This is a genomic window from Microcystis sp. M_QC_C_20170808_M9Col, from assembly GCF_007095495.1.
GTDB lineage: Bacteria > Cyanobacteriota > Cyanobacteriia > Cyanobacteriales > Microcystaceae > Microcystis > Microcystis aeruginosa.
Map to the genome: position 1 here is coordinate 14994 of NZ_SFBZ01000176.1, position 18945 is coordinate 33938.

An 18945-nucleotide genomic window follows, 5' to 3' on the forward strand; every position below is an offset into this window, starting at 1 on the left:
AGAGAATCGTGCTTCAAAACCTTGCGTCTTCATCAGCCCGCGTCCTGTAGGGGCGAAGCATTCGGACAATAACCTATCGGTGAAACCGTAGATTTTCTATCCGAATGCTTCGCCCGTACTTTTTCAGCAAACCCCATTTAGCCACCACTAACGGGGGGAATTAAAACTATCTCATCGCCATTTTCGAGGATTTTCTCTCCCGAAACAAACTGAAGATTAACTCCAAAACGAGTAACATCCCGCCATCTTTCTAATTGAGGATAGGGGGCTATAATATAGTTTAACACTTCTGTAACGGAAGTGTGGGCAGGAAATTCGAGGTTTAATTGTGAAGTTTGATAGACTTCTTGATAAATAGCAAATAGTTTGACTGTGATCGTAATCTTTTCCATCTTTACATCAATATTTTTCCTAGGATAATAACATTAATTGAGAACCCTGTTCGGTTTTGCGGACTTCGATGCGATGTTGAAAAGCTTCTTTAAATTGGGGCATATGGGTGACAGTCAAAATACAGGCAAAATCAGCGGATATAGCGTTAATTGCCGCAATTAAGCGATCGCATCCTTCCGCATCCTGAGTTCCGAATCCTTCGTCAACAATGAGCATTTGTAGGGCTGTTCCGGCTCTTTGTGCCAATAATCTCGCTAAAGCTAATCGAATCGAGAAATTAATCCGAAAAGCTTCCCCTCCTGAATAGGTTTCGTAGGGACGAGATCCCCTGGTATCACCAATAATAATATCTAAAGTATCGATTAACTTTTGTCGCTGTTTCTTCGTACCTTTACCACTTTTTTGGGTTAAAAACTGCACATGAAATTGATTACCAGTTAAGCGAGCTAAGATATGATTAGTTTGTGCTTCCAACTCTGGTAAAACATTTTCAATCATCAGAGTTTGTAAACCATTTTTGCCAAAAGCTATGGCTAACTCTTTATAAACTGTATATTGTTTTTTCACTTTAGCTAAATCGCCCTCTTTTTCTGTCAGTTGTTTACCTAAAGTTTCCAGTTGATGTAACTTCTCCTCAACCCGACCTTTTTGGGAGAGCAATCCATCAATTATCTGTCTTCGCTGTTGAATATTGGTCGATAATGCGGCTATTTCTTGGCGATAGTCAGTCAAAGTACCAATCTTTTGACTAATATTTGCTAACTCCTGATTTATCTTCTGGCGATCCTGATTTCGCAGCTGTAATCTTTGCTCAATGTCAGCAATTTTAGCAGCTATTTCTGGATAATTTTTTTCTGCTTGTTGCCAATCTTGATACTGTAATCTTACCCCCTGTAATTGTCGGATCAGATTTTGAATATTCTGATGTTCACTGCGATCATAATTTAAGTTTTGAATAAACTTTTCTAAGCGTTCAACTTCCTGTTTAAGTGGGGAGTTTTGACCTAGTTCTTGCTTCTCTTGTTCTAGTCTAGCTAATTGATTAATTAAATTAGGTTTCTCGGCCTTGATATTAGCTAAACGACGGTTTGCTTGCTTAAGTTCTGATTCTTGAATTTCTGCCCAACGCCATCTTTTTTCTTCTCCTCTGACTAAAGCATGACTTTGTTCATCATAGTTTAAAAAGGCGATTTCTTGATTGACAATTTGTAATTCTTGCTGTAATTCTAGGGCATAATTGCCACTGCTTAAAAGTGCTTCTAACTCGACAAGTATCTCCTCGGTTTTCTCTAGTTCTATTTCCTTTTCTTCAATAGTTTCTAACTTGACTTCCAACTGCACATATTTTTGTTGTAGATTCGATCTTGCTGGCAATTCTTGTTTAATTTGGGCTAATTCCTCCCGTAAACGTTTTAAATCTCGATCGCAGTCTGCCATCCTTTCCTGTAGGGACCAGATTTGCTCTTGAATTTGTTCTTGATGTTGATGGGTTTTCCTGATTACTTGATGACGGTGATGACTGTCTAAATTCTGTTCACACAGAGGACAAACCGAATCGGGAATATTTAATTTTTCCAATTTATCAGTTAACTCTAAAAGTTGTTCTTCATATCTTTTCTGTTGCTCCAATAAACTTTTTTTATCCACTTGTTTAAGAGTTTCTTTTTCTTCAACTCGTTCACAATAGGTTTGTTTTTTATCTAGTTCCTTAATTCGTTTGGCTAAATTGAGAGCTTCCTCTCTTAGTAGAGGAATACGAGCGATTTCTGTCTCTAATTGTTGCCGATTTCTTTGCAGTTGTTCCCAACGAGCATTGATCTTAGCTTTTTCCCGTTCCAACTGCATATTTAAATCAGCTTTTCGGCTATTTAAAGGAGCATATTTTAAAGCTAATCTATCCAATTCCTGAAGACGTTGACGATGATAATTTAATTTCTCTAATCCTGCTTGAATATCCCCCGCTTGCTCGATAATTTTTTGAGTTTCTTGTTCCTGTCTTCCCAATTCTTCTAAACGAGCGCTCGTTTGTTGGATGGGAAGGGTAAATTCGTTAATTTTTTGCTGTAATTTCTGTTCTAATTGTTGTTTATCATACTGGGCCTGTTGCCAAGCTTGTAATTGACTTGACAAACTGGCCTCTTTCTGGTCTAAATTGATTAGGCGCTCGTGTGCAGTAATAATGTCATTTTTGCGATGAAGAATAGTCCTTATTTGATTTAATTGATTGTCTAGACTAACTTTTTCCCGGTCTAATCTCTCGATTTCTGCTAATAAAGCTCGCTCCTGTTCTCTTTGCCACTGCAGCTGTTTTTCCCAATTCTGACGCTGATTTTCTTCCCCCTGTAGTTGCTGTAAACGCCGATTATTTACCTCTTGTTCTTGATTAATTTGGTTAATTTGGGTGCTTAACTCTTGCAGCTGTTGCTGATAAGAATTTTTCTCCTGAAGACGGAGTTTGATAGTTTCTACTTGCTGCTCGATCTGGAGGGACTGTCCATCAAATTGTTTCGATATATCCTTGGCTTTATTTGCTAAAATTTCATAGCGATCGAGTTGTAATAATTCTGCTAAAATCTGTTTACGACCACTGGGAGGCTGTTTCATAAACTCGTCCGCTTGTCCCTGTCGTAAATAAGCAGAATTAATGAAAGTTTTATGGTCTATTTTCAGATAAGTATTAATCTGTGCTTGGGTATCTTTAATACTTTTACCCGATAAAGGACGAAAACTCTGATCATTAATCACCTGAAAATCTAAACCAGAAGCTTTCCCTCCCCGGTGACGACTACGGATAATTTTATAGATTTCTCCCCCATAACTAAACTCGAAATCTACCCGCGCATAATCGCTGCCCGCATGAATCACATCATCAGCAATCGAGGTGCGACTTTCTCCCCAAATTGCCCAAGTAATTGCTTCGAGTAAAGAGGATTTTCCCGCACCATTGGCACCACAAATACAGGCAGTATGTAATCCGCGAAAATCTAGCACTGCCTCGCGATAACTGAGAAAATTTTTCAGGGTTAATTGTAGGGGAATCATAAGCTGGGAAGTGGGGAAGTGGGGAAGTGGGGAGAATGCAGTACAAGGCATAATTAGCGGAAATTCTGTCACTCAGCCTCAGGAAAATATTATTATCAAATAGATATTTAGCCATTAGTCATAGATAGTTTCACGCCCTAAAGCTTCATCAGGTAATCCGGGGGTATCCTTGGGTTGACTTTCCAGAAATTTTAGCCAATCTTCTGCTTTTTCTTGGGAGGTCATCTCTGCAATTTTTGGCGAAGTTATCTGAGTTAGAAATTGGCTGAAGTTTAAGACTTCTTGTTGTTTTTCTAAAGGAAGTTTTCGCAAGTTTTCGATAACGGCTTGTTCAATATTCATCGAAATTCAGCTTGTCGATTAATCGGCGTACTAAAAAGCATCAATGTCTTCAATACCTGCCGTTTCCCCATTATATCACCCCCCCGCTCTGGCACTGACCAAATCCCCCCACTTGGCTGGGATATTATTCCTACGCAAGTCCCTAACCGCTCAGGGTCCCTCGATTTGCTACTCTAAAGGAAAGATAACCGATTCTTAAGACCAAATCTATGAGCATTCCCGAAATTAGCGTCCATGAACTCGCTCTCCGTTTAGCCGATCATGATCCTAATTTACAACTTATTGATGTGCGCGAACCGGAGGAAGTTGCCATGGCATCTGTAGCCAATTTTACCATTTTACCCTTGAGTCAATACCGAGAATGGTCGCCCACTATTGCCAGCCAATTCAACCCCCAAGCGGAAACCCTGGTTATCTGTCACCATGGCATGAGATCCCTGCAAATGTGCCAATGGCTACAAAGTCAGGGTTTTACTAATGTTAAAAATATTAACGGCGGCATCGATGCTTATGCCCTCCTCGTCGATCCTAATATTCCCCGTTACTAATTTTGATCGCCTCCATCGGGAAAAGAGAGGGGTAAACTATCCCCTTTCTCCCCACGGAGGACTGATAACTGACTACTGATAACTGATAACTGATAACTGATAACTGATTAAGCGTTATACTGTCTAAAAAAATGTTATAAATCTTGTGTTAAGATTATCCCCCTATGTCCGCTAGAACCCATCTCAGCGATCGCTATCAACATATCTTAAAGGCGACAATCCAACATTATATCGCCACGGCCGAACCGGTTGGCTCGAAAACTCTACTCGATGAGTACAAGTTTACTGTTAGTTCCGCCACGATTCGCAATGCTCTCGGTAAACTAGAAAAAGAAGGTTTACTCTATCAACCCCACACTTCCTCCGGACGCATTCCCTCCGATTGGGGTTATCGTCTCTACGTCGATGAGTTGATGACTCCCGATGACCGTATCGGCGAAAAAATCGGCTATTATTTGCATCAAAAGGCTAAATCTCCCGCTTGGAGTCTCGAAAGTCTGCTGCAACGGGCCACCCAACTTTTAGCCGGTTTAAGCGGTTATATCGCTATCGTTACCCTCCCCCACACCCTCACCAATACCCTGCGTCATCTGCAATTAGTCCCCGTCTCGGACCGGCAGATTATGTTAATTATTGTTACAGATAGTTTACAAACGCGCTCGGTTATGATAGAGATTCCTGAGTCTATGGCAACGGACAAGAAGGATGGATTAGCAGAAGAATTACAAATCCTCTCTAATTTTCTCGGGGAAAAATTAAAAGGTTATTGCTTGGCAGATTTAATTAACCTCGATTGGCGGCAAATCGAGCGAGAATTTGCCCGTTATACCCATTTTCTCCAACAATTAAGCCAAGAAATCGGCGCTAGTCTCCAATCCACTGCCACCCCGGAGATTATCGTCCATGGTGTCGCTGAAGTCATTCGACAGCCAGAATTCGCCCAATGGCAACAAGTACAAATGTTACTGCATCTATTGGAAGCAGAACAGGATCGCCTTTTACCCCTGATTTTACAAAGACCAGAACCAGAAAAATCAGCTAAAAAAGTCAAAATCACCATTGGTTCCGAAAATCCTCTGGAATCCATGCGCCCTTGTACTCTTATCTCCGCTTTTTATAAACAGGGAGATACTCCCGTCGGTAGTGTTGGCATTATCGGACCGACGCGAATGTTATACGAAAATACTATTCCCCTGGTGGAATCCACCGCTAACTATCTCAGTGAAGCTATAAGTAAGTAGATATCCCCCGCAAAGGTTCGGGAATGGGACAATCGACAGTAAACTCTAAAATTGTCTCACCATCCCCCAAATAGCCAGAATTGGCAAAACAGAGCAACATCCGCACCAGCGCCACCCACACCTCCGCATCGAACTCCCAATCCTGTCCCCGACGCGCTCCACAGGCGATCGATTTTAGCGCCCAAAAATAACTATTTCTCACCACTGAACCGCCTTTTTTGTAAACCGGCACATCCTCATGGTGAATATAAAGAATATCATCTTTAGCGATCGCTCTCATCGGTGGCTAGGAAGGTTGCGGGAATTTTCAGCTGACTGTCCTAGATAGGGCTGGCTGAATAAATGTGAAATGTAGGCATGGTAAGGGTTTTGTGGCTTTTCTTGCGAAACAGGTGCAAGATTTTGAGAGAATCGTGCTTCAAAACCTGGCGTCTTCATCGGCCCGCGTCCTGTAGGGGCGAAGCATTCGGATAGAAAATCTACGGTTTCACCGATAGGTTATTGCCCGAATGCTTCGCCCCTACTTTTTCAGTTGACTGTCCTAGATAATAACATCTTTAGCGATCGCTTGGGTCGCGCCAGAAAACCCACTATAACATTTTTCTTTCTTTCTCACAAATATGAAGTATAATGTCATCGATAGCTAAACCGCACAAAAAATGAAATCCTATCCAGTAGAGTTCCGTCAGAAAATCCTCGACTGTTATTATAACGAACCCATCTCTCAAAGACAATTAGCGAAAAGATTCTGCGTAACCCTAAGTTTTGTACAAAAGCTTTTGAAACAATATCGAGACACGGGAGATGTTCGACCGAAGACTTATCGATGTGGACGTCATTTAAAACTCACGCCAGAACAAATGCTCGTCCTCGGTGAGTTAATTGAGGAAAATAATGACGCAACTCTAGCTCAACTATCGAAACTATTCCTAGAAAGAACTGGTATAGTGTTAAGTGTGGCGACAGTGGCAAGAATAGCCGAACGCTTGGGAATAACCCGCAAAAAAAACTATACAACCACCCGCAAAAGAGACAGAAAAACTACAACAACTTAGACAAGAATACAAAGGATAAAGTGCGGGATGTAGCCGTTAACGGAGGCAGGGGGCAGGAGGCCGTGAGATCAGTCGAACGTTCAGCCGAACGGGTGTAGAATGTAGAATAAGATTTCCCAGAAGCAATCTTTTTAATGTCTCATCGCTTCTATTATTTTCATGGTTTCGACGCTGACAGTACAGACTCTTTGTAATAAGTCAATTACTGTTTCTTTATAATCGTCGAAGCGATAGTTATTAAATCTTTCGGCGATGGTTTTATCTTTGGGTTTCTTTTCCTTATATTGATCTAATATCCATTCTAAGGCCGAACGATTACCGAGTTTATATTCCCAGGCAATTTTGGGAATATCTTGTAGGAAAGTGATATCATCGAGGTTGATAGAATTTTTTTCTCGGTCAGCTTTTAGTTTAGTTTTCGGTTTGAGGTTATTATTAGTATCAATGCGGGTTAGTGGGTAGGGTGCGACGGTTTCATAGTTGATATGTAATTCCATTAGTTTGCTTCCCCATTCTACCCATTGAGAGAAGTTATCATAAAAAGGAAGTCGGGGAAATTCTCGCTTAAGGTTTAATTCATATTTACTGCGATATTCCGGGTAGTGAAGGACTGCATAAGTGTAGTGGAAGATATCGAGTTTGGTGATGGTTTTATCGTTGTAATGTTTTTGGAATTGCTGCAATCCCCAATCGGTGATATTGTCGATGCGGTTTCCTTCTTTGTCGTAGCGGTAGAAGGGGAGACAAAGTGTATCACCAATGAAATGATAATCAACCGGACAATTAGAGGTTAAAACTTGAAAAGGTTTAGATGACGGAACGCCTGAAAAATAAATAACACTATTAATATAATCAAATTTTTGCCCAAACAATTCTGCATGATAGTTAGTTAGACGATCATTTAAGATAAAATCAGCATAAAAAAAGCTTTTTACAAAAGGTCTGTACAATTGTCTAATTATATGTTTTTCTGTAAACTCTGTTGTCTTTAGAGCCTTCAAATGATTCTTGAGTGCTTCGCTCCACTTAATTGTATAATCAACAAAATTGTCTATATTTTCTTGAGTTTTAGCTGTCTTATACTTGTTGACATTTTCATTATATATTTCAACAAAAAACTTTAATTTATCAATCAAATAATTATGACTAAAATCATACACCCATTCATCTCTATTACTTTTTATCCCATTTGTATATAACTTAAATATTGCCACTTCATGAATTTGATCTTTGGATAGCTTAGTGTTTTTGTCAACGACAGGTATCAAGTTATTAAAATCATTATCTGATTGTTCAATCCAATTATGTTTTTTATCTGGGATGATATGCTCAAAATCAAGCTGATTAAGTTTTGTCGATGACAAAAACTCTAATTTTTGCGATGCTGTATCCAATTCAGGACGGCGAGTATATAAAATTTGACAAGGAAGATTATTACTTTCTCGCTTCACCATCAAACTAATCGTCACCCCCGTCTGAATACCGAAAACATTATGAGTTGTCCCTGAAAGTTTAGGATTTTTCCTGACATTACCACCTAAATCAATGATATAAATTTCACTAAACTCATTCTCTACTACTTTTCTAAAACCGTCAAATGTCCTCGCATCGATAAAAGAAGAGTTAGTAATAAAAGCTATTATACCATTTTCACCTAACCTATCTGTAGCCCAACGAAAGAAGCGAGAATACATATCATATAGCTTTGTCTTCTGCGCGGTACTCTCTTCGATGTAAGTATCCTTAATGCGCTTATCAATAGCAGGATACTTCCGATTTTTATTATTGTCATTCTCATTTTGCTGATTAGCATTATAAGGAGGATTACCAATAATTACAGAAATATTGCGGTCATTTTGATTTTGAATGCGTTGGGTATTCTCCACCGACATGGCAAACAAATCCATCTGCTTGAGATGAAAAGCAGCATGGTCCAGGGTATCCACAAAACAGATATGCTCAAACTCTTCATACTCACCCATCTTCTGCTTATAGGTGAACTCAATATTCAAATTAGCAATATAATAAGGCAGAATTGCCACCTCATTACAGTGCATCTCATGCTTATACTTGTACCGTAACTTATCCTTCGGTAAATACTCAATTAACTCCGTTACAAAAGTTCCTGTCCCCGTCGCCGGATCTAAAATTTCTACTCCTGGATCCGCCAACAACTTCCTAAAATGCTTGTGGACTAAATAATCGACACTTTCAATCATAAAACGGACAATTTCATTGGGTGTATAGACAATTCCCAACCGGTCCGCCGCTTTCGGATTGTATGCTTTATAAAAATTCTCATAAATCGCCTTGAGAAACTTCTGCTTCTCGTGGTGATTGTAAATATTCGCCGCTGTCCGCCGAATTACCGCATAATAACGTTCAATAGTCCCTAAAGTATTGCGCTTAGTATTACCAGTAAAGAAAGTTTCAATCACTCCCTGTAATTCCCTGGCGATATTATTTTCCCGGTGAAACTGAGACTCATTAAAAATATTGATAAAAATATCCTCTGTCAGGATGTGCTGAATAATCATCTCTCGCACATCTTCCAGACTAATTTCTGGATTGATTGACTTGCGACAAATCTCTAAAAATTTGTCCCGCGCTGTCACAAAATTCCGATTCGTCTCCGATTGCAACGCAATTAAACCCCGCAACGCTTCCAAAATTGTTGGTAAATCTTCCTTAAAACTATCAATCGCCTCTCGAAAATCGTTAACTTCTGGACGTACATAATTAATAAAAGCATTAATAATCCCATCCAAAGCCTCATCATCGCGCATCGAGACGCGCAGTCTTTCCTCTCCTCCTTGAATTAAAACCGCCGTCTGGGAGTCTTCAAATAAAATATTGTCATTAGGGTAGCCTTTCGCTAACTTTTTCTCAATTTCCTCATCTAAATTATCGTATTGATCCTTACTTTCCCAATATCCCCAATCTAACCGCAAAGCATCCTTTACCGTCCCGTCAGGATAGACAACTTTTCCCGACTTAGTGCGATAATCCAACTCCGGAATTAACAAAAAATCCCGCGCCTTGCAATAGTCATTTAACAAATTCTGAAAAGCGACTCTAATCGAAGTTTCCTTGCGACTGCCGCCATATTGGACAATCTTCTCAACTTCCGCCTGATACTGGCTGATTAATAATCTAGACATGGGCTTAGAGGAGGTAAATTAAGTAGTTATAATCAAATAGAAGATAGATTTTGGACTCTGATCCCCCCTGCCCCCCTTGATAAGGGGGGTGCCGATAGGCGGGGGGATCTACCCTTGATAAGGGGGGTGCCGATAGGCGGGGGGATCTACCCTTGATTGTCTTTAATCGGGATGACAGGATTCGAACCTGCGGCCCCTTCGTCCCGAACGAAGTGCGCTACCAAGCTGCGCTACATCCCGAAAGTTTTTAGCTAAATTATCATAGCATATTCGGCCTTGAGTGGGTCGAGACTTGCTAGGATATTACAGATATAGGCAAAAATTATCGGAGTAGTTCAGGCGTGACGGTCAAACCAGAGTGGTTACGGGTAAAAGCACCGCAATGGCAGCGAGTCGGCAGTGTTAAGGAAGTTTTACGCGATTTAGGCTTAAATACCGTTTGTGAGGAGGCTTCCTGTCCCAATATCGGCGAATGTTTCCACGCGGGGACGGCTACCTTTTTAATTATGGGTCCTGCTTGCACTCGCGCCTGTCCTTACTGTGATATAGATTTTGAGAAAAAACCGCAACCTTTAGACTCCACGGAACCCCTGCGACTAGCGGCAGCAGTGCAACGTCTCGATCTTAATCATGTAGTGATCACTTCTGTCAATCGCGATGATTTGGCTGATGGTGGCGCTAGTCAATTTGTCCGTTGTATCGAGGAAATTCGCCGCATTTCCCCAAAAACCACCATCGAAGTGCTGATTCCCGATCTTTGTGGCAATTGGCAGGCTTTAGCTTTAATTCTTGCCGCTAAACCTGAAGTTTTAAACCACAATACCGAAACTGTTCCCCGTCTCTATCGTCGCGTGCGTCCCCAGGGTGATTACCAGCGTTCTCTAGAATTATTGCAGCGCGCTCGCGCCATTGTTCCCGCTACCTACACAAAATCGGGCATTATGGTGGGATTGGGGGAAACCGACGAGGAAGTGCGGCAAGTGATGGATGATTTACGGGCCGTCGATTGTGATATTCTCACCATCGGGCAGTATCTGCAACCATCGCCAAAACATCTCGGTGTGCAGGAATTTATCACCCCTGAACAGTTCCACGCTTGGCGCGAATATGGGGAATCTCTGGGATTTTTACAAATTGTTGCGAGTCCCTTGACAAGAAGCTCTTATCATGCTGAACAAGTCAGAGCCTTGATGAATTTGTACCCGCGAGAGTCTTGAGATGGGGCAGCAATTGCTGAAAAGCTCGTCCTCGATGGCTAATTTTTCTTTTTAATTCGGGAGACATTTCCGCAAAGGTTAAAGCGTATTCGGGAACATAAAAAATCGGATCGTAACCAAAACCACCCTCACCCCTAGGACTGGTGAGAATTTCTCCCGTGCAGATTCCTGTGGCGCTCAAGGCAATCTCACCATCGGGACGTGCGATCGCAATTACACAGACAAAACGGGCCGAGCGATCCTGATTATCTCCTAATTCTCTGACGAGGCGATCGATTCTTTCTCGATCATTTTTACCATAGCGGGCCGAGTAAATCCCCGGGGCATTTCCTAACCCGGTTACTTCCAATCCCGAATCATCAGCGATCGACCATTCTCCCAATGTTAGGGCAATTTGAGCAGCTTTTAAATAAGCATTTTCGGCAAAAGTCGCCCCGGTTTCCTCTATCTCTAAATCATCGGGTTTTAACTGCAATTCTAGGTCAATATCAGTTAAGTATTCCCCTATCTCTGCTAATTTACCCGGGTTACTCGTGGCTAGAATTAATTTTTTCATCGAAAATAATCGGTTTGAAACCCCGGCCTTTTAGGACGGCTTGACGTTGAGAATATTTCACTATACACTAAAGCTACAGTAAAAACTTTTAACTCCCTGACTGCTTTGGATCGGACGGACATTTCCCCCTGATTATTGCGAGGATTAAAGTTAAGTAGGGAGGCACAATTATTTGTAGGATGGGTTAGCGGTAGCGTAACCCATGCGGGCGTTGGGTTTCATGCTTCAACCCAACCTACGTTCATCTTATATTTAATTCCACCCACCCACCTCAAAGACAAACATATCAAGGAAGTACAAATACATCCAAAATACTTGACTCGCTGGTTTGACAGCAATTGTCTTTTTGAAGATGAAAAAATAGAAACATCTCTTGACTCCGAAAAAGCGATAGCTATGTTGTTAAGGAAGGCAGTAGTCAGGAGATTATTTTATTTATTCCCCCCACACCCAACACCCTACACCCCACACCCTACACCCCACACCCTACACCCCACACCCCACACCCTACACCCCACACCCCACTCCCTACACCCCACACCCTACACCCCACACCCCACACCCTACACCCCATCACCTCATCCATGACACCAGATAGTTTTCGCGTCAGTTTTGCTCCCTTATCTTTGCAGGAAGTATATCAATTAGCCGATGATGGGGCTAATGGTGCTATTGTACTAATGAGTGGCACTGTACGGGAGCAAACCGACGGTAAACCGGTTATTTATCTTGATTATCAGGCCTACGAACCCATGGCGATCGAGGTTTTCCGGCAAATTGCTCGGCAAATTCGGCAAACCTGGCCCGATACCAATCGAGTTGTCATTCACCATCGCACCGGTAAGCTACAAATCGGGGAAATTAGCGTCTTAGTAGCGGTGGGTTGTCCCCATCGGGGGGAAGCTTTCGCAGCCTGTCGTTATGCTATTGATACTCTCAAGCATAATGCCCCCATCTGGAAAAAAGAATACTGGTCTGATGGTTCTAGTCAATGGGTTAGTATTGGCGCTTGTGAAACGGCCCATTAGGTCTAATAACGCAAAATTAAGGCAATTTTTTGGTAATCGTTCAAGGAATCTTCATCGACTAAAGCTACACGTCCTCCCTTGGCCAATACCACTTCGATAATTTCATCCACTGCATCATCGATTACCTCCGTACCACCGACGTTTTCCACCAGTATCAAATCACCGTTTTCGCTTAAAACTGCGGGTACATGGTAATTTTTATCCACTAATAACAATTTTCCTCGACCTTCCTGCGCTAAACGCCACACTTCTCCCAGGGTAGAGATAACTTTTTGAGCGCTGACTGCTGCGTCCAAAGCTTGCAGGGCTTCAGTTTTTTGAGTCTGACGCACTGAATGCATAATCGGCAATACTTGTGGAATTAATTCTGACAGTGAGGTTTTGTCAAAATTGCCGGTTAAAGTGCCAACAATTGCTGATGTGTACTGTGAAACTTCTTGAAAGAAGGAAATTTGACGAACCACTCCACCCACAATCAAAGGGGAAGAATCATCAATGTCAATGTATTCACTCAGAGCATTATCTACCTGTTGGAAAAATCGCCGGATTCTATCATCTAGATAACTGGTATCGGCATCAAAGGGCAGTGGTGCGGTAGCCCCCGGTCCAGTCATTTCTAAGGGAAAATTTTGATCGCGAATTTCTTCGAGAGTTTCTCCTGTAGCTGAGATTAAACGAGTAGAACCCTGACTTAATAGTAACAGCCAATAGGGTTGTTCTCGATGTAATCCATAAACTAAATCCCGTGTGGCAAAGGTTTTATCGATGACAACTCTTGCCTGGACAGAAAAAGGCAAGTTATAAAGCTTGGCAATATCCGGACCAATATAGATAGCTAATCCATCTAGAGTATAAGGATAATCTATTTCAGCCACTAGACTATCGAGGCGATCGAACAAAGGTTCGATTTCACGTTTAGAGAATTCTGCCGATAATCGGCGCTTTGCTTCATCGACCAAATTTTTAACGAGAATAGGGTCTTGTTTGTTATCCGGTGAGGTGCGATGGGTAGGTAAGAGAATGGAAAGGGCGGGTATTTGAGTTAGGGATTGTAGTTTCTTAAGTTCTTGACGAGTAATCATTGATTTTAGCTTGATTGATAGGGTTAAGGAGCTAAAAATACTGGCTTTATCCAGATTTTCTCGATTTCTTCAGTATTCCAGCTAACATTTTAGGGAAAAAATGTAATTATATCTAGAAAATTAAGAATTTATACTGAATTGCTTTGGCAGAGATTGAGGGAATTTTTAACCAGAAAACTAGGAATATTATTGATTTATCGATCGTCCACCATCAGGACAGAAAATGTTCAGGATGGGTTATTTACCCATCCTCGGAATAATTAGGCCGCTATGGCGGTTTTTTCCGCTGTTAATGCCTCTTGGCGTTGGAATTCGGCTAATTGTGCCGTAATTTCATCCCGGACAATCTGACGGTATTCAAGGAAATGCTCGTTGTGGGCGCAGACAGTGATATAGTGTTCGGCATTGGCGGGATTATGGCGCAAAATACCGAATAAATTCTGCCAGAATTTCCAGCGAGTGGACCGTTTAAAGCCCTGTCGCCAGATAATTACCGCTAGGGCATAGAGATCGGCCCGTCGAGGCAGTTTAAAGGCAGGTTTCGCTTTAGGTGCGCCTAATTTCAGGAAACAGCGATAGGTGCGATCAAGAAATACCTCCGGATCGTACAATTTCCAGAAGGCTTCAATATATTCCGTGGCAATATCTTCGATCGGCCGGGTGGGAACGAAATTCATCAGGGTACTTTGGTTAATGTCCTGTTTCCCCGTTAATCTTAGTCGTCCTTCTTTTTCCAAGCGAGTCCATAGGGCGGTATTGGGTAAAGCTTGTAACATTCCAAATAGAGCCGTGGGAATGGCCGCTTCTTCGACAAAATTAATAATGCGATCGGCCGCTCCTTTTTTCTCGCCATCAAAACCGATGATAAATCCCGCCATGGGGCGCAATCCGGCTTTAATAATCTTTTCTACCGTCTCGGTTAAGGAACTACGGGTATTTTGGAATTTTTTGGTTAATTGTAAACTTTCTTCGTCGGGGGTTTCAATACCTAAAAAGACCGCATCAAAGTAACAATCGACCATCATTTCCATTAATTCGGGATCGGCGGCTAAATCTACCGATGCTTCCGTGTTAAACCGGAAAGGATACTGGTGTTCTTCTTGCCAAACTTTTAATTCTTTGAGGAGTAATTTAACGTTGCGCTTGTTGCCAATAAAATTATCATCCACCATGAACACGCCCCGGCGCCAACCTAACTCGTAGAGATAATCTAATTCTTTTAATAATTGTGCGGGGGTTTTGGTGCGGGGTTTACGACCGTAGAGAACGATAATATCGCAAAATTCGCACTGGAAGGGACATCCGCGCGAGAATTGTACCGACATGGAATCATAAGCTTCAAAATCGAGCAGATCGTAGCGTGGGATCGGGGTAATTGTCACATCGGGTTTTTCTGTGGTGCGGAAAACACCTTTAGTTTCTCCTTTTGCCAATGCTTCCACAAACATCGGGATGGTGATTTCTCCCTCATCGAGAATCAGAAAATCAGCCTCGGCCACTTCGTGGGGGATAGAAGTGGGATAGGGACCACCCACGGCCACCAGTTTACCCCGTTGCTTGGCTTCGTGAATTTGTTCGATTAAATCTTGACGTTGCACAATCATGCCCGAAAGAATCACTATTTCGGCCCAGTCCCATTCTGCTTCTGTCACCGCACGAATATTGCGATCGACCAGTTTAAATTCCCATTCCTGCGGTAAAATCGCCGCCACCGTCACCATACCCAGGGGAGGAAGTAAGACTTTGCGATCGACTAATTCCAGAATTTTGTTATAAGACCAGAAAGTCGGCGGAAAAACGGGATAAATCAGTAAGGCGCGCATATTCACTCCTCGCTCGATGGCGATCGATTCTTGACCTTTCGCTTGATTGTAATCTTTTTCGGTCAGGGATGGGAAAACCGTTATTTAGCCCTAGAACTAGGATCAGGCTTGTTTTTCGGCCGCCATGCCCACCCTTGACCCTGCCCCCATAAAAGTTTATGGTCAACATTAATAAAATTTATGTAAACAAATGTTGCATAGTCTGGGAAGTTATGTTACATTTAATATCAAGCACTTGAATCAAATGCAATTTTATTATAGGAAGGCAATTCACCATGGATAAGCAAGAAAACAAACTCGGCTTCACCGCTTTCGCTGAAAACTGGAATGGTCGTTTAGCCATGCTCGGTTTCGTTATTGGCGTAGCTACGGAATACTTAACCCACAAAGGTATCCTTGCTCAATTAGGCTTAATGTAATTTCAGCCTCGATTGCTGTGCATCTACAATCGTCTTGAATAAATTATCAAAAAAGGGAGGAGCATCGCTCTTTCCCTTTTTTAGTTGCAGGTTGGGGATGGGGGAGTGGGGTGATAGGGAAGTGGGGTGTGGGGTGTGGGGTGTAGGGTGTAGGGTGTAGGGTAGTTGATGTACTGGAAAATCTCTCAAGTAACCTTGTTTGAGAATACTTGTCGGCAATTCCTGTCTATGGTTAATTAAGAAAAATAAACTGTAGCGAAATATACTGTTTTTTCATGTTCTAATGGGGATAGATAGGGGGAAAAAAATCATGTCGAAATCACTCTTTACCGATGCCAGCAGTCGCCTAGAACGCGCCCTTAAGTATGTCTCCATTTCCGATGATGCGATCGAGCGGTTAAAATATCCCAAAGCTAGTCTCAGCGTCTCCATACCCGTCCGTATGGACAACGGCACTTTAAGAATCTTCCAAGGCTACCGCGTCCGCTACGATGACACCCGCGGCCCCGGCAAAGGAGGGGTGCGCTATCATCCCAACGTCAGCATTGATGAGGTGCAGTCCCTAGCCTTTTGGATGACCTTTAAATGCGCCCTGCTGGATTTGCCCTTTGGTGGGGCTAAGGGCGGCATTACCCTCAATCCGAAAGAATTGTCAAAAGCCGAGTTAGAACGCCTTAGCCGGGGCTATATCGAGGGTATAGCCGACTTTATCGGTCCCGATATCGATATTCTTGCCCCCGATGTCTATACCAACGAGATGATCATGGGTTGGATGATGGACCAGTACAGCATCATTCAGCGTAAAATTAGTCCGGCGGTGGTGACGGGGAAACCTTTAACCATGGGAGGCAGTCGTGGCCGCGATACGGCGACGGGAACGGGAGCTTTTCATGTTATTCATTCTCTTTTGCCGAAATTAGACAAAAAACCCGCTAATACTACCGTAGCCGTTCAGGGATTCGGTAACGCTGGGGCCGTAGTGGCGGATCTCCTCGCCAAAGCCGGTTATCAAGTGGTGGCGGTAAGTGATTCCCAGGGCGGCATTTATCGGGAAAAAGGCCTAGATATTGCCAGCATTCGTGAGTATAAACAGGAACATCGCGGAATTACTGCTATTTACTGTGAGGGTACTGTGTGTAATATCGTGGAACACGAGGCGATTAGTAATGAAGAATTATTAGCCCTAGATGTGGATGTTTTGATTCCGGCTGCCCTAGAAAACCAAATTACCGCCGAAAATGCCGATCGCGTGCGGGCAAAATATATCTTTGAAGTGGCCAACGGTCCGACTACCTCAGAAGCCGATCGCATTTTAGACTCAAAAGGGATTCTCGTTTTCCCCGATATTTTGGTTAACGCCGGTGGGGTAACGGTGAGTTATTTTGAATGGGTGCAAAATCGCAGCGGTCTTTATTGGCGATTAAACGAGATCAATGAGCGCTTAAAAGAAAGAATGGTGACAGAAGCGGAAAAAGTCTGGTCTTTCGCCCAGGAGTTCGATATATCTCTGCGTAACGCCGCCTACGCCCAGGCCATTGCTCGTCTCGGAGAAGCCCTAGATGCCAAGGGAACCCGCGATTATTATCAAAATAAGACGGGAGCATAAAAGCCACAAACATTATATGCAAGCTAAAACTGGCGGTTTTTATTCCCCTAATTGCCAGGTTATCTCTTCACCCGCTCGTAACGGCACCAGTCCGGATTCGGGAAATGGCAATTCATCGGGAATGCGCCAAGGGGTTTTGGTTAAGGTGATTTGTTTGGTATTTCGGGGGAGTTGATAAAAATCTGGACCGTGGAAGCTGGCGAACCCTTCTAGTTGCTCAAGCGCATCGACGCTCTCAAAGGCTTCTGCGTACAACTCTAGGGCGTGCAGGGCTGAATAACAACCCGCACAGCCACAGGAACTTTCTTTGCTGTAGCGAGAATGGGGCGCGCTATCGGTCCCTAGAAAAAACTTGGGATTGCCCGATGTTGCCGCTTGCAAAAGTGCCAAACGATGATCCTCTCGTTTCAAAATCGGCAGGCAATAAAAATGAGGACGAATGCCACCGGTAAAGAGAATGTTTCGGCTAAATAATAAATGTTGGGGCGTAATTGTGGCGGCGACATTGTTGTTAGCAGATAGAACAAACTTGACCGCATCAGCAGTGGTAATGTGTTCAAACACCACCCGCAGCTTGGGAAATCTTGTTATCAGTGGGATTAAGTGCTTCTCAATGAACACTTTCTCTCGATCGAACACATCAATATCACCATCGGTAACTTCTCCGTGCAGTAGTAGCGGCATATCTACCTGCTCCATCGCTGCCAAAACGCCATCGCACCGACGAAGGTCCGTCACCCCCAAGTCGGAATTAGTTGTCGCACCGGCCGGGTAGTATTTCACCGCTTTGACAAACTGGGAGGCTTTCGCCGCCACGATTTCTTCGGGACTGGTATTATCGGTGAGATAGAGGGTCATCAGTGGCTCGAACTGTTGACCCTCTGGAACTGCTGCCAGAATGCGCTCGCGATAGGAGGCAGCATCAGCCACCGAGCGCACTGGTGGCTTTAAATTCGGCATGATAATGGCACGGGCAAACTGACGCACCGTATGGGGTAGAACCGCTTTCATTGCCTCACCATCGCGGAGATGAAGGTGCCAGTCGTCGGGTCGAGTCATTGTGAGTCTTCGCATTGTTTAATCATACTACGGTTAGGGTTCCCACCTCACCCAAGATAACGGAGGCAGGGGGCAGGAGGCAGGGGCAGGAGGCAACCCTACCCCCTTGCCCCCCCGATGTCGGGGGGGTTGGGGGGGGAAATTCAGGTAATCTAAGGATAGGCAGTTAAAATGCGTCTTAAGTAGGGAGGCAAAATTATTTGTAGGATGGGTTAGCGGTAGCGTAACCCATGCAGGCGTTGGGTTTCCTTGGGTCAACCCAACCTTGTATATTGAGAGAGGTGGTAGACCGTCCCAACCTTGGTCGGAAAAGACCGCTTCGTAGCAAGGGTCACCACCATAATCTCCCTGACAAAACTCGAACAGTCGCCGG

Annotated in this window: 16 protein-coding genes and 1 tRNA gene; 7 read left to right on the forward strand and 10 right to left on the reverse strand. The window is 43.2% G+C overall.

The window, feature by feature from the left end:
• Positions 1 to 137 precede the first annotated feature (137 nt).
• The 3 genes from EWV68_RS10560 to EWV68_RS10570 form a co-directional block, all read right to left on the reverse strand.
• Positions 138 to 392: a MoaD/ThiS family protein gene (locus EWV68_RS10560; protein ID WP_061430532.1), complete on the reverse strand. Its 255-nt coding sequence runs from the start codon at positions 390 to 392 to the stop codon at positions 138 to 140.
• A 19-nt stretch (positions 393 to 411) separates the two neighbouring features.
• Positions 412 to 3435 (reverse strand): exonuclease subunit SbcC, encoded by a 3024-nt coding sequence (gene sbcC, locus EWV68_RS10565; protein WP_287169752.1) that lies wholly within the window; start codon positions 3433 to 3435, stop codon positions 412 to 414.
• 114 nt (positions 3436 to 3549) lie between these two features.
• Positions 3550 to 3777 carry a hypothetical protein gene (locus EWV68_RS10570; RefSeq protein ID WP_061430534.1) on the reverse strand — a complete coding sequence of 76 codons (228 nt, stop codon included), beginning with the start codon at positions 3775 to 3777 and terminating at the stop codon, positions 3550 to 3552.
• Between the two features lie 209 nt (positions 3778 to 3986).
• Between EWV68_RS10570 and EWV68_RS10575 the strand changes: the two genes are divergently transcribed.
• Together EWV68_RS10575 and hrcA are read left to right on the forward strand one after the other, a co-directional pair.
• Complete coding sequence (locus tag EWV68_RS10575) at positions 3987 to 4325, forward strand: rhodanese-like domain-containing protein (RefSeq protein ID WP_061430535.1); 339 nt, start codon at positions 3987 to 3989, stop codon at positions 4323 to 4325.
• Between the two features lie 164 nt (positions 4326 to 4489).
• Complete coding sequence (gene hrcA, locus EWV68_RS10580) at positions 4490 to 5566, forward strand: heat-inducible transcriptional repressor HrcA (protein ID WP_287169746.1); 1077 nt, start codon at positions 4490 to 4492, stop codon at positions 5564 to 5566.
• Here hrcA and EWV68_RS10585 read toward each other — a convergent pair.
• On the reverse strand, positions 5553 to 5846 hold the full coding sequence (locus EWV68_RS10585; RefSeq protein ID WP_002760270.1) for a hypothetical protein: 294 nt from the start codon (positions 5844 to 5846) through the stop codon (positions 5553 to 5555). The two genes, hrcA and EWV68_RS10585, sit on opposite strands and share 14 nt — an antisense overlap.
• A 379-nt stretch (positions 5847 to 6225) precedes the next feature.
• Here EWV68_RS10585 and EWV68_RS10590 point away from each other — a divergent pair, with 379 nt between their 5' ends.
• A complete protein-coding gene (locus EWV68_RS10590) occupies positions 6226 to 6621 on the forward strand; it encodes a helix-turn-helix domain-containing protein (RefSeq protein ID WP_061430537.1) in 396 nt (131 codons plus the stop codon).
• Between the two features lie 131 nt (positions 6622 to 6752).
• On the opposite strand, the gene EWV68_RS10595 is transcribed toward EWV68_RS10590, so the two are convergent.
• Positions 6753 to 9782, reverse strand: coding sequence for a type ISP restriction/modification enzyme (locus EWV68_RS10595; RefSeq protein ID WP_287169747.1), 3030 nt, complete (start codon positions 9780 to 9782; stop codon positions 6753 to 6755).
• A gap of 166 nt (positions 9783 to 9948) precedes the next feature.
• Positions 9949 to 10022 (reverse strand) — tRNA-Pro (locus EWV68_RS10600).
• Between the two features lie 71 nt (positions 10023 to 10093).
• Here EWV68_RS10600 and lipA point away from each other — a divergent pair.
• A complete protein-coding gene (gene lipA / locus EWV68_RS10605) occupies positions 10094 to 10999 on the forward strand; it encodes a lipoyl synthase (RefSeq protein ID WP_409880494.1) in 906 nt (301 codons plus the stop codon).
• On the opposite strand, the gene rdgB is transcribed toward lipA, so the two are convergent.
• Positions 10962 to 11555 (reverse strand): RdgB/HAM1 family non-canonical purine NTP pyrophosphatase, encoded by a 594-nt coding sequence (gene rdgB / locus EWV68_RS10610; protein WP_061430540.1) that lies wholly within the window; start codon positions 11553 to 11555, stop codon positions 10962 to 10964. The two genes, lipA and rdgB, sit on opposite strands and share 38 nt — an antisense overlap.
• Before the next feature lie 584 nt (positions 11556 to 12139).
• Between rdgB and EWV68_RS10615 the strand changes: the two genes are divergently transcribed.
• Positions 12140 to 12583 (forward strand): molybdenum cofactor biosynthesis protein MoaE, encoded by a 444-nt coding sequence (locus tag EWV68_RS10615; protein ID WP_147072799.1) that lies wholly within the window; start codon positions 12140 to 12142, stop codon positions 12581 to 12583.
• 2 nt (positions 12584 to 12585) lie between these two features.
• On the opposite strand, the gene EWV68_RS10620 is transcribed toward EWV68_RS10615, so the two are convergent.
• Both EWV68_RS10620 and EWV68_RS10625 read right to left on the reverse strand, forming a co-directional pair.
• Positions 12586 to 13665: an AOC03_06830 family ribosome hibernation factor gene (locus EWV68_RS10620; protein WP_061430541.1), complete on the reverse strand. Its 1080-nt coding sequence runs from the start codon at positions 13663 to 13665 to the stop codon at positions 12586 to 12588.
• 260 nt (positions 13666 to 13925) lie between these two features.
• Positions 13926 to 15488, reverse strand: coding sequence for a B12-binding domain-containing radical SAM protein (locus tag EWV68_RS10625; protein WP_024969022.1), 1563 nt, complete (start codon positions 15486 to 15488; stop codon positions 13926 to 13928).
• Between the two features lie 257 nt (positions 15489 to 15745).
• Between EWV68_RS10625 and EWV68_RS10630 the strand changes: the two genes are divergently transcribed.
• Positions 15746 to 15907 (forward strand): CAB/ELIP/HLIP family chlorophyll-binding protein, encoded by a 162-nt coding sequence (locus tag EWV68_RS10630; protein WP_487353236.1) that lies wholly within the window; start codon positions 15746 to 15748, stop codon positions 15905 to 15907.
• Between the two features lie 310 nt (positions 15908 to 16217).
• Positions 16218 to 17513: a Glu/Leu/Phe/Val family dehydrogenase gene (locus EWV68_RS10635; protein ID WP_287169750.1), complete on the forward strand. Its 1296-nt coding sequence runs from the start codon at positions 16218 to 16220 to the stop codon at positions 17511 to 17513.
• 39 nt (positions 17514 to 17552) lie between these two features.
• Here the strand turns inward: EWV68_RS10635 and pyrC are convergent, their stop codons facing one another.
• Positions 17553 to 18587 carry a dihydroorotase gene (gene pyrC / locus EWV68_RS10640; RefSeq protein ID WP_061430544.1) on the reverse strand — a complete coding sequence of 345 codons (1035 nt, stop codon included), beginning with the start codon at positions 18585 to 18587 and terminating at the stop codon, positions 17553 to 17555.
• Positions 18588 to 18945 lie beyond the last annotated feature (358 nt).

What these genes read in the sequence shown, in the direction of transcription:
- EWV68_RS10560 (WP_061430532.1), bottom strand. Translation starts at nt 392, where the DNA reads ATGGAAAAGATTACGATCACAGTCAAACTATTTGCTATTTATCAAGAA.
- sbcC (WP_287169752.1), bottom strand. Translation starts at nt 3,435, where the DNA reads ATGATTCCCCTACAATTAACCCTGAAAAATTTTCTCAGTTATCGCGAG.
- EWV68_RS10570 (WP_061430534.1), bottom strand. Translation starts at nt 3,777, where the DNA reads ATGAATATTGAACAAGCCGTTATCGAAAACTTGCGAAAACTTCCTTTA.
- EWV68_RS10575 (WP_061430535.1), top strand. Translation starts at nt 3,987, where the DNA reads ATGAGCATTCCCGAAATTAGCGTCCATGAACTCGCTCTCCGTTTAGCC.
- hrcA (WP_287169746.1), top strand. Translation starts at nt 4,490, where the DNA reads ATGTCCGCTAGAACCCATCTCAGCGATCGCTATCAACATATCTTAAAG.
- EWV68_RS10585 (WP_002760270.1), bottom strand. Translation starts at nt 5,846, where the DNA reads ATGAGAGCGATCGCTAAAGATGATATTCTTTATATTCACCATGAGGAT.
- EWV68_RS10590 (WP_061430537.1), top strand. Translation starts at nt 6,226, where the DNA reads ATGAAATCCTATCCAGTAGAGTTCCGTCAGAAAATCCTCGACTGTTAT.
- EWV68_RS10595 (WP_287169747.1), bottom strand. Translation starts at nt 9,782, where the DNA reads ATGTCTAGATTATTAATCAGCCAGTATCAGGCGGAAGTTGAGAAGATT.
- rdgB (WP_061430540.1), bottom strand. Translation starts at nt 11,555, where the DNA reads ATGAAAAAATTAATTCTAGCCACGAGTAACCCGGGTAAATTAGCAGAG.
- EWV68_RS10615 (WP_147072799.1), top strand. Translation starts at nt 12,140, where the DNA reads ATGACACCAGATAGTTTTCGCGTCAGTTTTGCTCCCTTATCTTTGCAG.
- EWV68_RS10620 (WP_061430541.1), bottom strand. Translation starts at nt 13,665, where the DNA reads ATGATTACTCGTCAAGAACTTAAGAAACTACAATCCCTAACTCAAATA.
- EWV68_RS10625 (WP_024969022.1), bottom strand. Translation starts at nt 15,488, where the DNA reads ATGCGCGCCTTACTGATTTATCCCGTTTTTCCGCCGACTTTCTGGTCT.
- EWV68_RS10635 (WP_287169750.1), top strand. Translation starts at nt 16,218, where the DNA reads ATGTCGAAATCACTCTTTACCGATGCCAGCAGTCGCCTAGAACGCGCC.
- pyrC (WP_061430544.1), bottom strand. Translation starts at nt 18,587, where the DNA reads ATGCGAAGACTCACAATGACTCGACCCGACGACTGGCACCTTCATCTC.